This window comes from Amycolatopsis sp. TNS106 (genome assembly GCF_019330265.1).
Lineage (GTDB): Bacteria > Actinomycetota > Actinomycetes > Mycobacteriales > Pseudonocardiaceae > Amycolatopsis > Amycolatopsis lurida.
This window is the reverse complement of the sequence record NZ_CP024972.1, coordinates 6,507,858-6,521,238: the sequence shown is the minus strand read 5'-3', so window position 1 is coordinate 6,521,238 and position 13,381 is coordinate 6,507,858. Positions and strand designations below refer to the sequence as shown.

At 67.4% G+C, this 13,381-nt stretch carries 15 protein-coding genes; 10 read left to right on the top strand and 5 right to left on the bottom strand.

Annotation, left to right across the window (positions count from 1 at the left end):
* The first annotated feature begins 88 nt into the window (after positions 1-88).
* Positions 89-460, top strand: coding sequence for a YciI family protein (locus tag CVV72_RS29840; RefSeq protein WP_091598314.1), 372 nt, complete (start codon positions 89-91; stop codon positions 458-460).
* 66 nt (positions 461-526) lie between these two features.
* On the opposite strand, the gene CVV72_RS29835 is transcribed toward CVV72_RS29840, so the two are convergent.
* Both CVV72_RS29835 and CVV72_RS29830 read right to left on the bottom strand, forming a co-directional pair.
* Positions 527-1,033: a DoxX family membrane protein gene (locus tag CVV72_RS29835; RefSeq protein WP_219147027.1), complete on the bottom strand. Its 507-nt coding sequence runs from the start codon at positions 1,031-1,033 to the stop codon at positions 527-529.
* A 129-nt stretch (positions 1,034-1,162) separates the two neighbouring features.
* Positions 1,163-2,194 carry a glycerophosphodiester phosphodiesterase family protein gene (locus CVV72_RS29830; protein ID WP_219147025.1) on the bottom strand — a complete coding sequence of 344 codons (1,032 nt, stop codon included), beginning with the start codon at positions 2,192-2,194 and terminating at the stop codon, positions 1,163-1,165.
* A gap of 71 nt (positions 2,195-2,265) precedes the next feature.
* Between CVV72_RS29830 and CVV72_RS29825 the strand changes: the two genes are divergently transcribed.
* The 7 genes from CVV72_RS29825 to CVV72_RS29795 all read left to right on the top strand — a co-directional run bounded on the left by CVV72_RS29825 (position 2,266) and on the right by CVV72_RS29795 (position 8,539).
* Positions 2,266-3,027: a MerR family transcriptional regulator gene (locus CVV72_RS29825; RefSeq protein WP_219147023.1), complete on the top strand. Its 762-nt coding sequence runs from the start codon at positions 2,266-2,268 to the stop codon at positions 3,025-3,027.
* A 111-nt stretch (positions 3,028-3,138) separates the two neighbouring features.
* Positions 3,139-4,329, top strand: a complete 1,191-nt coding sequence (locus CVV72_RS29820; RefSeq protein ID WP_007032375.1) for an ATP-binding protein — start codon at positions 3,139-3,141, stop codon at positions 4,327-4,329.
* A gap of 288 nt (positions 4,330-4,617) precedes the next feature.
* Positions 4,618-4,767, top strand: a complete 150-nt coding sequence (locus CVV72_RS29815) for a hypothetical protein (RefSeq protein ID WP_007032374.1) — start codon at positions 4,618-4,620, stop codon at positions 4,765-4,767.
* A 234-nt stretch (positions 4,768-5,001) separates the two neighbouring features.
* Positions 5,002-5,925, top strand: a complete 924-nt coding sequence (locus tag CVV72_RS29810) for a helix-turn-helix domain-containing GNAT family N-acetyltransferase (RefSeq protein ID WP_219147022.1) — start codon at positions 5,002-5,004, stop codon at positions 5,923-5,925.
* A gap of 97 nt (positions 5,926-6,022) precedes the next feature.
* Complete coding sequence (locus CVV72_RS29805; protein ID WP_219147020.1) at positions 6,023-6,379, top strand: YciI family protein; 357 nt, start codon at positions 6,023-6,025, stop codon at positions 6,377-6,379.
* Between the two features lie 7 nt (positions 6,380-6,386).
* Positions 6,387-7,604: an RNA polymerase sigma factor gene (locus CVV72_RS29800; RefSeq protein ID WP_219147019.1), complete on the top strand. Its 1,218-nt coding sequence runs from the start codon at positions 6,387-6,389 to the stop codon at positions 7,602-7,604.
* A gap of 314 nt (positions 7,605-7,918) precedes the next feature.
* Positions 7,919-8,539: a hypothetical protein gene (locus tag CVV72_RS29795; RefSeq protein ID WP_219147018.1), complete on the top strand. Its 621-nt coding sequence runs from the start codon at positions 7,919-7,921 to the stop codon at positions 8,537-8,539.
* 1 nt (position 8,540) lies between these two features.
* Here CVV72_RS29795 and mctP read toward each other — a convergent pair whose 3' ends face one another.
* Entirely contained in the window at positions 8,541-10,184 is a 1,644-nt protein-coding gene (mctP, locus tag CVV72_RS29790) for a monocarboxylate uptake permease MctP (RefSeq protein WP_219147017.1), read from the bottom strand.
* Positions 10,181-10,459 (bottom strand): DUF3311 domain-containing protein, encoded by a 279-nt coding sequence (locus CVV72_RS29785; RefSeq protein ID WP_034314210.1) that lies wholly within the window; start codon positions 10,457-10,459, stop codon positions 10,181-10,183. The genes mctP and CVV72_RS29785 overlap by 4 nt, the downstream gene beginning before the upstream one ends.
* Positions 10,460-10,662: 203 nt before the next feature.
* On the opposite strand from CVV72_RS29785, the gene CVV72_RS29780 reads away from it, so the two are divergent.
* A complete protein-coding gene (locus CVV72_RS29780; RefSeq protein WP_219147016.1) occupies positions 10,663-12,279 on the top strand; it encodes an alpha/beta hydrolase in 1,617 nt (538 codons plus the stop codon).
* 238 nt (positions 12,280-12,517) lie between these two features.
* Positions 12,518-12,793, top strand: a complete 276-nt coding sequence (locus CVV72_RS29775) for a helix-turn-helix domain-containing protein (RefSeq protein ID WP_219147015.1) — start codon at positions 12,518-12,520, stop codon at positions 12,791-12,793.
* On the opposite strand, the gene CVV72_RS29770 is transcribed toward CVV72_RS29775, so the two are convergent.
* A complete protein-coding gene (locus CVV72_RS29770) occupies positions 12,790-13,365 on the bottom strand; it encodes an EndoU domain-containing protein (protein ID WP_219147013.1) in 576 nt (191 codons plus the stop codon). The two genes, CVV72_RS29775 and CVV72_RS29770, sit on opposite strands and share 4 nt — an antisense overlap.
* Positions 13,366-13,381: the final 16 nt, after the last annotated feature.

The window sequence follows — 13,381 nt, the reverse complement described above, 5'->3', positions numbered from 1 at the left end:
GAACGAAATGTCGAACCGTCGTCGAGCCGCTCGACGCGTCGGTGAAGGCGGGGTAGAAACAGCCCCGCCAAGACACTGAGGAGCAGCGATGCGGTTTCTGATGATGCACCGGCTCGACGAGAGCGCCCCGGAAGCCTGGAACCCCAGCAAGGAGTTCATCGAGAAGATGGGCGCCTTCATCCAGGACTCGTTCGAGAAGGGCTTCCTGATCACGGCCGAGGGCGTGCACCCGTCGGAGAAGGGCGCGAAGGTCCGCAAGGTGCGCGGCGGCAAGATCACCGCGACCGACGGCCCGTTCACCGAGGCCAAGGAGGTCATCGGCGGGTTCGCGCTGATCAACGCCAAGGACCTGGCCGAGGCCGTCTCGTTCGCCGAGTCCTATGCCGCGCTGTTCGACGAGATCGAGGTCGAGGTGCGCACCGTCGTCGAGGCGGAGGACATCGAGGCCTTCACCTCGTGACCGCACGCAATTAGTCACCTACTTGCGACCTCTTCTCGGCGCAAGTAGGTGACTAATTGCGGGATTTCAGCTGGTCAGACGCTTTTCGGCCTTCTTCGCCAGCTTCTCGGCGCGCTTCTCCGTCTTCGACGCGGCGCGGCGGGCACGCCAGCCGAGCGACGGCTTGCCGGCGGTGTCCGCGGCGGCCAGCAGCAGGCCACCGGCGAGGCCGGCGTTCTTGATGAACTGGATCTGCTGCTGCTGGCGCTCGGCCGGTTCCTTGATCTCCCAGAACCGGTGCGCGGCCAGCGTCGTCGGGACGAGGCTGCCGAGCAGCAGGAGCGAGGCCAGGCGCGGTGCCTTGCCCGTGGCGAGCGCGAACCCGGCGCCGACCTTCACCGCGGCGTCGATCCGGACGAGGGTGGCGGGGTCACGCGGCACCGATTCCGGCACCACGCCCTCCAGCTTGTCGAAGGACTCGGTGAGGAACGGCTCCGCGGCCTTGGCGTGCCCCTGGGTGTCCCTCAGCGCGCCGATCCCGCCGGAGATGAAGATCGCGGCGAGGAGCGGACGTGCGACGCGACGGAGAATCACGGTCGTAACCTTTCTGATCCGGACCCGGGAAACAAACCTAACCCCAGTCTTCCCGCCCGCCACCCCGCCGAACCGCGCTAACGGTGTATCCGGGAATATTTCTCTGGCACTAGACAGGGCTAGATTGCGTTAGCGGGCTCGATACGCCTTGGGCAGCTTGAACCCGCGGTCGGCCGCGACCTCCCGCAGCCGGTCCGGGTAGTCGGTGATGATGCCGTCGACGCCGTCGTCGACCAGTTTGTGCATGGTGGCCGGGTCGTTGATCGTCCAGGGCACGACCTTGATCCCCGCCCGGTGCGCCTCGGTGACCAGCGCCTTCGTCGTGAACGGCCGGTAGTCCGGGTCGCCGACCTTGCCGCCTTGCGGGTTGCCGTGCACCGGCGAGAGCGCCTTCGCGCCGAACGACTTCACCGCGCGGACGGGGCTGCCGCCGAAGTCGTCGATGTCGAGCCCGCCGAGCCACGGTGACTTGCCGGGCTGCCCCACCTGAAGGAACTCGGGCTGAGTCAACGCGACCGTCGGGAGCCAGGGCGCGACCTCGCGGAACCGCATCAGCGCGCCCCAATCGAAGCTCTGGATCGAGACGTTGTGCGCGAAGCCGCCGCGCACGATCTCGCGCACCGCCCGCTGGACGAACTGTTCACGCGGCGCCGTCTCGTGCGGCGCGGCGGCCTCGACCTTCGTCTCGATGTTGAACTTGATACCCCAGGCTCGGTGGTCGCGGGCGAGCTGGAACAACTCGGCGAGCGTCGGCATCTTGGCGCCAGGGGAGAGCGTCTGGCCGGGGTGGGCGGGCTGCCGGATCGAACCGCAGTCCAGCGTGCGGACCTGCGCGAACGTCAGGTCCTTCACGTATTTGCCGACGTACGGATACGCCGGATCGCCGGGCGTCGCGGGCGCGGTGTCGCGGCATTTCGCGGGTGTCGTCTTGCGGTCGTGGGTGATCACCTCGCGACCGTCCTTGGTGATCTGGATGTCGAGTTCGAGCGTGGTCACCCCCAGCTCCATCGCCTTGCCGAACGACGCGAGCGTGCTCTCGACCGTGAGGCCGAGTCCGCCGCGGTGAGCCTGGATGTCGAAGGCGCGACGCGGATGCGCGTCGGCGACCCCGGCCGTCGTCAGGGTCAGCGCAGCGGCGATGACCAGCGCGAATGTCTTCATTCGTGAACCATGCCACGGTCGGGTGAACTTCGATTGACTTTGACGCAACGTCAACCTCTACCTTCGTGGACATGCCGAACGAGAAGGAGTGGTCGATCCAGGACATCGCCCGCTCTGCCGGAACCACGAGCCGCACGCTGCGCCACTACGGCGACATCGGGCTGCTCGAACCGAGCCGGGTGGGGAGCAACGGATACCGCTACTACGACCAGGACGCGCTGGTGCGCCTGCAACGGATCCTGCTGCTTCGCGAACTCGGGCTGAGCCTGCCCGCGATCGGCGAAGTCCTCGAGGGGGAGCAGGACACGACGGCGGCGCTGCGCACGCACCTGAAGTGGCTGGAGCAGGAGCGACAGCGGCTCGGACGGCAGATCGAATCGGTCAGGACGACCTTGAAGAAAACGGAGAGAGGTGAACAACTGATGGCAACGGAAGTGTTCGACGGCTTCGACCACACGAAGTACGAGAAGGAGGTCACCGAACGCTGGGGCGCCGACGCCTACAAGCAGGGCGATCGGTGGTGGAAGTCGCTGAGCGCCGAGGACAAGAAGGCGCACCAGCAGGAGCAGAAGGACATCGCCGCCGCTTTCGGTGAGGCCCGCGCCAAGGGTCTGCCCGCCGACGGCGACGAGGCCCAGGCGATCACGCAGCGGCTGTACGAATGGCTTCGGCCGGCCGTGCGTGCAGTCTCGAAGGGCTACTTCGCCGGTCTCGGGCAGCTGTACGTCGACGACCCGCGTTACGGGCAGTACGACGAGAAGCAGGGCGCGGGCACCGCGGAGTACATCCGTGACGCGATGGCGGTCTACGCCGAGCGCAACCTGCGCGACTAAAACGAGGGACGGGGCTGCAGACCCGTCCACTCGGAGTAACCCGGCGCGACACGCCTATCCCTCTATGGCGGAATATCGGGTCCACGCTAGAAACGCCGATAGCGTGTGAGAGTGGATCCCATCCGCAACCCCTTCGCCCCGGGCGCCGGTCAACGGCCGCCCGAACTGGCAGGCCGTGTGCGCGAGCTCCAGGCCTTCGAGGTCGTGCTCGAACGGGTCGCCCGCGGGAGACCCGAACGCAGCCTGATGCTGACCGGGCTGCGTGGCGTGGGCAAGACCGTGCTGCTGGGCGAGCTGCGCTCGCGGGCCATCAAGCACGGCTGGGGCGCGGGCAAGATCGAGGCCCGCCCGGACACCGAACTCAGGCGCCCGCTCTCGGCCGCGCTGCACCGCGCGATCCGCGACCTCGCCGTGCGCCATCGCGCGCCGGACCGGGTCGAGCAGGTGCTCGGCGTGCTCAAGGCGTTCGCGCTGCGCGCCAACAAACCGGACGCGAAGCTCCGTGACCGCTGGCAACCGGGCATCGACGTGCCCGCCGCGCAGGGCCGCGCCGATTCGGGCGACATCGAGATCGACCTGGTCGAATTGTTCACCGAGGTGGCGGAGCTGGCGGCCGACGTCGGCACCGGGGTCGCGCTGTTGATCGACGAGATCCAGGACTTGCTGCCGGAGGACGTTTCCGCGCTTTGCGCCGCCTGCCACGAACTCTCGCAGTCCGGGGCGCCGCTGGTCGTGGTCGGTGCGGGGCTGCCGCACGTGCCCGCCGTCCTTTCGGCGTCGAAGTCGTACTCGGAACGCCTCTTCCGCTACGCGCGTATCGACCGGCTGGAGCGCGAAGACGCCGACCTAGCGGTGATGGCGCCCATCGAACGCGAGGACGCCGGCATCGAACCGGAGGCGCTGGACGCCTTGTTCGACGCGTCGGGCGGATATCCGTACTTCATCCAGGCCTACGGCAAGGCCGCCTGGGATGCCGCTCCGGCGGATCCGATCACCGTGAAGGACGTCCAGGTCGCGGCACCGGAGGCCGAATCGGAACTCGCGGTCGGCTTCTTCGGCTCCCGCTACGAGCGCGCGACGCCCGCCGAACGCGAGTACCTGCTCGCGATGGCCGAGCTGACCCAGGGCCGGGACGAGTCCGCCGGTACCGCCGATGTGGCCGTCTACCTGGGGCGGAAGCCTTCGTCACTGTCACCGGCGCGGGACAGCCTGATGAAGAAGGGCCTGGTGTACTCCGCGGAACGCGGGCATATCGCCTTCACCGTCCCGCACTTCGGTCACTACCTGCTCGGCCGGGACTAAGTCTCTCTCCGGGTTTATCGGCTCAACGCTAGAAAGCGGTAGATATTCCTACCGTCGCTTCATCGCGCCCTCTTCGGCCGTATAGAGCAGACACTAGAGACGGTCGGCGTTATCAAGAAGTGATCGGCGCCACCAAATCTCTCCGGTTTTACGCTCTAGTTGCCGATGATTCATCGGCAGGTGTGCCAAGTCACCGGATAATCGTTGGATTCCTTGTGAAAAAGGGTGCATACTAGAAGCACAGCCACGAAGACGCAAGATCTACTCCCAAGGGGATGACAAAAACCGATGAACAACATCGCCGCCAAGCTCCGTGCCCGTCGCGCCGAGGCTCGCACTCGCCGGGCCCTGAACCGGGCGATCGACACCGCGGCCACCGCGACCGTTCGTCAGGAGCTCATCGCTATCTCCCAGGCGCGTCACACGCACATGCGCTGACCCGAGGACAACCGTTGTAGGTGTCGCCCATTCGAGTGACCTACGACACATAGTGCGTGAGGTGTAACGCCGCGGAACGCGGCGTCGATACCCACTACGACCCCGTGATGCTGGCGGACCCCCGACCTGGCAGCATCACGGGGTTTCCATTTGTTCACCCCCGAAAGATTTCTTGCCTTCACCGCTTCGCGGAGTAACACTTGACTCAGTCAACGAATATGTTGAGGTGGTCAAATGAATCGATCCGCGGACCGGGTGGCGACCGTCCGGGCCTTCAACCGCCTGTACACCGGCGTGATCGGCATCCTCGACGAAGGACCGGCCGACGCCGAGTACTCCCTGAGCGAAGCCAGGGTCATCTTCGAACTCGCGCAGCAGGATTCGACCCAGGTCACCGACCTGCGCAAACGTCTCGACCTCGACGCCGGATACGCGAGCAGGCTGCTCGCGAGGCTCGAGGGACGAGGCCTCCTCACCCGTGAGCGCAGCGACGAGGACGCTCGCCGTCAGATCGTCCGGCTGACCGACGACGGCCGCAAGGCCTTCGCCGTCCTGGACAACCGGTCGGTGGGCCGGATCGGCTCGCTGCTCGGGAAGTTCGGCGAAGACGAGCAGGAGCGGCTGCTCGGCGCCATGGACACGATCTCGTCGCTGGTCGGCGAGCGCGCCTCGAATCCCGCACTGGTCCTGCGCCCGCCCCGGCCGGGTGACTTCGGCTGGGTCGTCCATCGCCACGGCGCGCTCTACTCCCGCGAGTACGGCTGGGACGAACGGTTCGAAGCGCTCGTCGCCCGTGTCGTCGCGGAGTACGTCGACAGGCGCGGAGATCCGCGCCAAGCGGGTTGGATCGCCGAACTCGACGGCGAGCGCGTCGGCAGCGTTTTCTGCATGCCCGCCGAAGACGGCACCACCGCGAAGCTGCGGATGCTGCTCCTGGAGCCGGCCGCACGAGGCCGTGGCGTCGGGAAACGCCTGGTCACCGAATGCGTCGAGTTCGCGAGGGCATCGGGTTACCGGGCGATGGAGCTCTGGACGGTCTCGCTGCTGGACGCGGCGCGGGCGATCTACCGGAAGGCCGGCTTCCAGCTGGTGAGCGAAGAGACGATCACGGGCTTCGGTTACGAGCTGACCGGGCAGACCTGGCGGCTGGAGCTGTGAGGTGTTCGTCGTCTACTGCCCCACCCGCGACCGCCACCGATGTCGATTCGCGGAGCGCTCGTTCGTCTAGGGACCATCGATTCCCAAGGAGGACGCCATGCCCCAGTACATCGGATTCATCCGCTCCACGACGGACTCGCACGACCACCTCGGCCCCGACGAAGCGCAACGTGTGCTCGAGAGCTACCTGGCCTGGGCTGACGAACGCACCAAGGAGGGCCGCTTCGTCGGCGGCGGCGGGCTGTCGAAGAGCGGCCGGGTGCTGCGCGGTTCCGGCGGCGAGGTCGGCGCGACCGACGGACCGCACACCGAGGCCACCGAGATCGTCGGCGGCTACCAGGTGATCGAAGCCGCGGACCTCGATCAGGCGGAGAAGATCTTCGCGACGCATCCGCATCTGGCGTTCGGGCCGATCGAGGTGCGCAAGGTCGGCGAACGCGGTTGTGAGGACTGATGCCGTCATGAGCCGCCCGGCCGGCGTGGTGGAGCATCTGTTCCGGCACAGTGCCGGGCGGATCGTCGCCACGCTGGCCAGGGCGCTCGGCCCCGAACGGCTGGACCTGGCCGAAGAGGCCGTGGCCGACGCGCTGGAGCAGGCGCTGCGCACTTGGCCGCAGTGCGGAGTTCCGGACAACCCGCGGGGCTGGTTGTTCCGGGCCGCACGGAACCGGGCGATGGACGTCGTCCGGCGCGAACAGACCCTGCGCACTCTGCTCCCTCGGCTCGTGGAACTCGACGGCCACGAAACCGGCAGGCGGACGGACGACGAACTCGTGTTGATGCTGCTGTGCTGTCATCCCGCGCTGCCGACGGTCTCGCAGGTGGCGCTGACGTTGAAGACCGTCGGCGGGCTCGGGGTGAACGAGATCGCGGCGGCCCTGCTGACGAAACCGGCGACGGTGGCGCAGCGGCTCGTGCGGGCGAAGAAGTGGTTGCGGGAGTCGGGGAAGCCGCTTTCCCTGCCGGGGCCGGACGCACTGGAGTCCAGAGTGGACAGTGTGCTGGCCGTGCTCTACCTGCTCTTCACCGAGGGCTACGACGCGACGACCGGAGAGGTCGCGGTGCGCGGTGAACTGTGCGGGGAGGCGATCCGGCTGGGGCGGCTGCTGCTGGCCGAGCCGAAGACGGATCTGCCGAGGGTGCGGGCGCTGGTCACGCTGATGCTGCTGCAGGGGAGCAGGCTGCCCGCGAGGGTCGACCGGGACGGTGACCTGCTGCTGCTCGACGAGCAGGACCGTGACCGCTGGGACCACGCGATGATCGCCGAGGGGACGCGGCTGTTCGAGCAGGCGTGCACTGGGCCGGAGATGTCGGCGTACCACGTCGAGGCGGCGATCGCGCTGTGCCACGGCACGGCTTCGCCACCGGACTGGCGCCGGATCGTCTCCCTGTACGACGATCTGCTGGCGCTGCGGCCGTCACCGGTGGCGCGGCTGAACCGCGCGATCGCGCTTTCGATGGTGGGCGGCGCCGTCGCCGGGATCGCCGAACTCGAAGCCATCGAGGCCGACCTGCCGGACTACACCTTGCTGCCCGCCGTCCTCGGCGCCCTGTGGCTGCGGGCCGGCGACCCCGTGCGCGCCGCGGAGCACTACCGGCGAGCACTCGCGCTGCCCTGCTCGGAACCGCGTCGCCGCTTCCTCACCCGACGCCTGACGGCCTGCGCGACAACTCCCTGACCAGCGCTTTTAGCTCGCTCTGGGCGTACCCCACCCCCCACCACTCCCAGGGGGGCGCGCCCCGCACCAGCGTATCGGGAGGGGGTGTCGCGGGGTGGGGTCCGGAGGCATTCGGGGGCGATTTGTCCACAATGGCGGCGGGGTGTGGACAACTCGGCGTGCGGGGGCATGGGGCACGGTGGACGTGATGCGAAAGCCACTTTCACCACGTTGAAGGTTGCGAAAGTGGCTTTCGCAACGCGTCGGCCTCCCGCAAGCGGAGCCGGCGACGTCGAAGACATCCGCAGTTCACGCGGGCAGGGTTATCTGGGGGAGTGAACTGGACGGCGTACGTCGACGGCTACTGCGAACGCCTCGTCCCCGGCCTCTGGGGCGAGCCGCTCAACAGCCTCAGCAATCTCGCGTTCCTGATCGCGGCGATCGCCGTCTGGCGGCAACCGAAGGGCCGCGTGTTCGGCGTCCTCATCGGACTGGTGTTCCTCGGCAGCACGGCGTTCCATCTGCTCGCCACCCGCTGGTCCGCGGCGGCCGACACCGGCTTCATCCTGGTGTTCGTCCTGTACTACGCCGCCGTGTTCCCGCACGTGTTCTTCGGCGTCCGCAGGCGGCTGGCCTGGCTCGGCATCCCCGTTTTCCTCGCCTTCACCGCCGCCGTCGCGGCACTGGGCGGCGGGCTGTATCTCTCGGCGTTGATCGGGCTCGTGATCTTCGCGGTCATCCTCCGGGGTGAAGATCGCCGCAGGTTCGCCGTGGCCGCCGGCGTCTTCGGGGTATCCCTGTCGTTCCGCACGGCCGACCACACGGTCTGCGGGAACTTCCCCGCCGGGACGCACTTCCTGTGGCATCTGCTGAACGGCCTCGTCCTCTACCTGGCGGCGACCGCGGCCACGAGAAAGGCCGCGTCCCGGCAGGACGCGGCCCCTTCTCGCAGCTGACTCAGTGGACGCCGATTTCGCGGAGCCCCTTGTCGTGCTCGTCGGCGTGGTAGTCCTCGGCCTCGGTGTCGTCCGTGCCGTTGAAGACCTTCAACCGCCGTGCGATCACCGTGAAGATCACCGCGATCAGCAGGTTCGCGATCAACGCCACGAAACCGACGTAGATCTGCAGCTGCGAACCGCTGAGCGGGTGCCAGCCGAAGATCGACAGATCGCCGAGCTTCAGCGCCGAGCCACCGAAGTGCGCCTTGCCGGTCGCCGGGTTGGGGATGTTGTAGAGCATGATCAGGCCCCAGCCGATGCCGACCACCCAGCCGGCGATCAGGCCCCAGCGGTGGAACCACCGCGTGTAGAGCGAGATCGCGACCGCGGGCAGCGTCTGCAGGATCAGCACACCGCCGATGAGCTGCAGGTCGATCGAGAACTGCGGATCGATGAACAGGATGAACGCCACCGCGCCGAACTTCACGATCAGCGAAGCGAGCTTGGCCTGCTTCGCTTCCTCGCCCGGCGTCGCGTTCTTCTTGATGTACTCCTTGTAGATGTTGCGAGTCCACAGGTTGGCCGCCGCGATCGACATGATCGCCGCGGGCACCAGCGCGCCGATGCCGATCGCGGCGAACGCGATCCCGGCGAACCACGACGAGAACTGCGTGTCGAACAGCACCGGGACGACGGTGTTCGTGTCGGGCTTGCCGGTCGCGTTGTTGGTGATCGGCGAGACCGACGCGCTGATCGCGACGTAGCCGAGCAGCGCCAGCAGACCCAGCACCAGCGAGTACGCCGGGAGCGCGACCATGTTCCGCTTGATCACGCTGCGGCCGCGCGAGGCGAGCACGCTGGTGAGCGAGTGCGGGTACAGGAACAGCGCGAGCGCCGAACCGAGCGCCAGCGTGGCGTACTGCAACTGGTTGTTGGCGTTGAGCAGGATGCCGTCCGCCTGCGACGGCGTCTTGTCGAACTTCGCGTCGGCCGCGTCGAAGATCGCCGACCAGCCACCGAGCTTCGAGGGCAGGTAGATGATCGCGACGATGATCACGAGATAGATCAGGATGTCCTTGACGAACGCGATCAGCGCGGGCGCGCGGAGACCCGACTGGTAGGTGTAGACCGCGAGGATGATGAAGGCGACCAGCAGCGGCAGGTGACCGACGATGCCGGAGCCGTTGATGCCCATGGTCCTCAGCACCGCTTCGAGGCCGACGAGCTGCAGCGCGATGTACGGCATCGTCGCGATGATGCCGGTGATCGCGATCAGCAGCGCCAGCGTCGGCGAACCGAACCGGCCGCGGACGAAGTCGGCGGGCGTCACGTAACCGCGAACGCGCGAGACCGACCACATGCGCAGCGCCGGCATCAACACGATCGGGTAGACGATGATCGTGTACGGCAGTGCGAACAGGCCCATCGCGCCGGCGCTGAACATCAGCGCGGGGACGGCCACGAACGTGTAGGCCGTGTAGAGGTCACCGCCGAGCAGGAACCAGGTGATCCACGAGCCGAACTTGCGGCCGCCGAGCCCCCATTCGTCCAGGTGGTCGAGGGTGTTGCCGGCCTTCCAGCGCGACGCGACGAAGCCGAGCACGGTGACCACCGCGAAGAGGATGGTGAAGATGATCAGCTCTGGCCATTGGATGTTGGTCACTTGGCGTCCCCCTCATCGAGTTCGTCCACGGACAGCCGGTCGGGACGCTCACTGGTCGGCTTGTCCTTGGTCATCACGAAGACGATCCAGGTGCACAGGACACCGACCGCCACGAACACGAATTGGAACCAGTAGAAGAACGGCATCCCGAACAGCCGGGGACCGTCCGTATTGAACAAGGACGTGATCAGCACCAGCAACGGGATGATCAGCAGGAGGTTCCAGGGGCTGAACTGAAAGCCCCTCACCTTCCCGTCTGCCTTACCTGACGCCATCGGACCTCACCTAACGTTCCCGTACCCCCGGATGGTCCCGATGACCCTAGAACCTCTCACCCGCCCGGGTCACGCGTACCCGATATCGATTTGATCAGCGACGCCCCATACGACGAAGGGCGGTTGCCGTCGGAGTCCCCGCCGGATATCAATAGCCGCAGTCGCGAACAGGAACTTCGCACGCAACATCAAAGGGGCATCGGATGAAGAAACTCCGCTATGCGGTGGTGATCCCGGCTGTCGCCGGCACCATGCTGGCCGGGTTCACGCCTGCGTTCGCAGGGCCGGAGGCTGCCGGGCAGCAGCCGCTGAACTCCACCAACATTCCGGCGAAGTACGCGGACCAGAAGCTGGACTGGCACAAGTGCACCGCCAGTGAGCTGCCGTCCGCGCCGCCTCCGGGGGCCGAGAACATCGAGTGTGCGACGTACCGCGCGCCGCGTAACTGGTACAAGACGAACGAGAACATCGACCTGACGATCGCCGTCAGCCGCCTCGCCGCCACCAGCGGCAAGGCGACGGCCAGCGTCATCACGAACCCGGGTGGCCCCGGCGCTCCGGGCCGTAACTTCCCGGCCCGTCTGCGCAACCAGACGAAGCTGCGCGTGAACCAGGAGATCATCGGTCTCGACCCGCGTGGCACCGGCAAGAGCACGAACATCACCTGCGGCAACGCGATCGGCACCGGCTCGGACCTCGACCCGCGCGACCGCAGCCGGGCGAACCTGAACCTGATCCTGGACGCCACCAAGTACGCGGCGGACTCCTGCCAGGTGAAGTCCGGCGAGCTGGGCCCGCTCATCAACACCGCGCAGACCATCCGCGACATCGACCTGCTGCGTGTTCTGCTGGGCCGCGACAAGATCAACTGGGTCGGCTACTCGGCGGGCACCTGGATGGGCGCGCACTACGCGCAGCAGTTCCCCACCCGCACCGGGCGCTTCCTGCTCGACTCCGCGACCGAGTTCACCACCACCTGGCAGAACTCGTTCGACTGGCAGCCGCTCGGCTTCGAGCGCCGCTGGCGTCAGGACTTCCTGCCGTGGATCGGCAAGTACGACAAGGTCTACGGCTTCGGCAAGACCGGTGAAGCCGCGCGTCAGACCTACGAGAAGGTCCGCTTCGCGCTGACCCAGAACCCCGTCGAGGTGGACGGCGTCCCGGTTTCGGCCAACGCCCTCGACTCGACCATCGCGTCGTACCTCTACTCGAAGCGCAACTTCACGGCGCTGGCCGACTACCTGGTCAACCTGAAGACGCTGACCGAGGGCACCGCGACGCAGCAGCAGAAGACGTCGGCCGCGCAGAAGGTCAAGGCGGAGACGGTGGACGGTGACGGCGTCATCGGCCCGCAGCCGCTGTTCGTCCCGACCGACGGCGACTCCTACAACGCCAGCTTCTGGACGATCCCCTGCAACGAGGGCCCCTGGTACGGCAACCGGAACAGCGTGATCCGGCAGTCGCAGAAGCTGATCGACCGCGATCTGCCGCTGCTCGGCGCCGGCTGGCTGATCCAGCCGTGCATCTTCTGGAAGAACAAGCCGGTCGACCTGCCGAGGCTCGACGGCCGCGGTGTTCCGCCGGTGCTGATCGTCCAGTCGGTGAACGACCCGGCGACCCCGATCGAGGGCGCGACCCGTGCGCACCGCGCGTTCGCCGGCTCGCGGATGATCACCGTGACCGGTGAAGGTGACCACGGTATCTACGCCGGCGGCAACGCGGGTGTGGACAAGGTCGTGGAGGACTACCTCGTCGACGGCAAGGTGCCGAACGACCAGAGCCTCCCCGGACTCCCACTTCCGGTGCCCGCGGGCGCCTGAAGCCACTAGGGATTGTGGCCCCGTCGAGTTTCGGCTCGGCGGGGCCCTTTTCTTGGGGTTGTCCACGACCTGTGCACAGAGTTGTCCACAGGCTGGGGGTAACTCGGTGGGGACAACTCGGTCTCCGGCACGGAAGTCGCGTGCGTGAGGCCGTAACTCGCGTGATCGGGGCCGTAACTCGCGTGCTTGGAGGCGGAACTCGCGTGCGCGTGGCCGGGCCGGTATTAGTATTGGGCCTATGGTGCGAGTGCCGTTGACGGACGAGGAACGCGAGCGCGGCGAGCGGCTGGGGCTGGCGCTCCGTGACGCGCGCGCGGCGTCTTCGCGGAGCATGGTCGAGGTCGCGGCGGAGGCCGGGATCTCGGTCGAGACGCTCCGGAAGATCGAGACCGGTCGGATCCCGACGCCCGCCTTCTTCACCGTGATGGCGATCGCGGACGCCGTCGGACTGCCGCTGGACGCGCTGCGGGCGGCCGCCGAGGGCGGCGGCGGACAAGTCGCCGAAGCGAGTTAGGGACGCAGGACGGCCAGGGCGTGTGCCCGGTCGTTCAGGTAGAGAAAGCCGTCGATGGGCAGGTCGAAGCTGTTCAGCAGGCTTTCCAGCGTGGCGTATTCGTCCACGCCCAGCCGCAGGTTCTCGTTCAGCGCGTGCGCGACGAGGACGTCGGCCAGTTCTTCCCACTCGCCCGACCAGTGCAAGGTGCGATAGAAGGCCAGGACGTCCGGTGCGATGCGGTCGCCGATCTGGTCGAGCAGGCTGTCACCGAAGAAACTGATCCGGCCGTCGGCCAGGTCGGCGACGGTCGGGTTCGCCGGGTCGGCGGCGGTGTCGGGATTGCGGACCACGCCGGGGCCCGCCACCGGATAACCCGTCTTGACGTGGCCGTTGTCCTCGACCAGCACGATCAGGTGCACGCCGTACCGTTCGCCGGCGCACCGCCAGCGGCCGTTGTGCAGTCTGACGCGGGGTTCGCTCGGATCGTTCGCGACGTCCTTGATCACCGCGATGATCTGCTCGTCGGTCCAGCCCGCGGGGAACTCGCTGGTCGCCCGCCGTCCCTTTCCCGGTGCGTGCCCGCCGCCCACTCGTGCTCCTTTCGTC

What these genes read in the sequence shown, in the direction of transcription:
- CVV72_RS29785 (WP_034314210.1), bottom strand. Translation starts at nt 10,459, where the DNA reads ATGGCGTCAGGTAAGGCAGACGGGAAGGTGAGGGGCTTTCAGTTCAGC.
- CVV72_RS29830 (WP_219147025.1), bottom strand. Translation starts at nt 2,194, where the DNA reads ATGAAGACATTCGCGCTGGTCATCGCCGCTGCGCTGACCCTGACGACG.
- CVV72_RS29840 (WP_091598314.1), top strand. Translation starts at nt 89, where the DNA reads ATGCGGTTTCTGATGATGCACCGGCTCGACGAGAGCGCCCCGGAAGCC.
- CVV72_RS29810 (WP_219147022.1), top strand. Translation starts at nt 5,002, where the DNA reads ATGAATCGATCCGCGGACCGGGTGGCGACCGTCCGGGCCTTCAACCGC.
- CVV72_RS29815 (WP_007032374.1), top strand. Translation starts at nt 4,618, where the DNA reads ATGAACAACATCGCCGCCAAGCTCCGTGCCCGTCGCGCCGAGGCTCGC.
- CVV72_RS29775 (WP_219147015.1), top strand. Translation starts at nt 12,518, where the DNA reads ATGGTGCGAGTGCCGTTGACGGACGAGGAACGCGAGCGCGGCGAGCGG.
- CVV72_RS29825 (WP_219147023.1), top strand. Translation starts at nt 2,266, where the DNA reads ATGCCGAACGAGAAGGAGTGGTCGATCCAGGACATCGCCCGCTCTGCC.
- CVV72_RS29800 (WP_219147019.1), top strand. Translation starts at nt 6,387, where the DNA reads ATGAGCCGCCCGGCCGGCGTGGTGGAGCATCTGTTCCGGCACAGTGCC.
- CVV72_RS29805 (WP_219147020.1), top strand. Translation starts at nt 6,023, where the DNA reads ATGCCCCAGTACATCGGATTCATCCGCTCCACGACGGACTCGCACGAC.
- CVV72_RS29780 (WP_219147016.1), top strand. Translation starts at nt 10,663, where the DNA reads ATGAAGAAACTCCGCTATGCGGTGGTGATCCCGGCTGTCGCCGGCACC.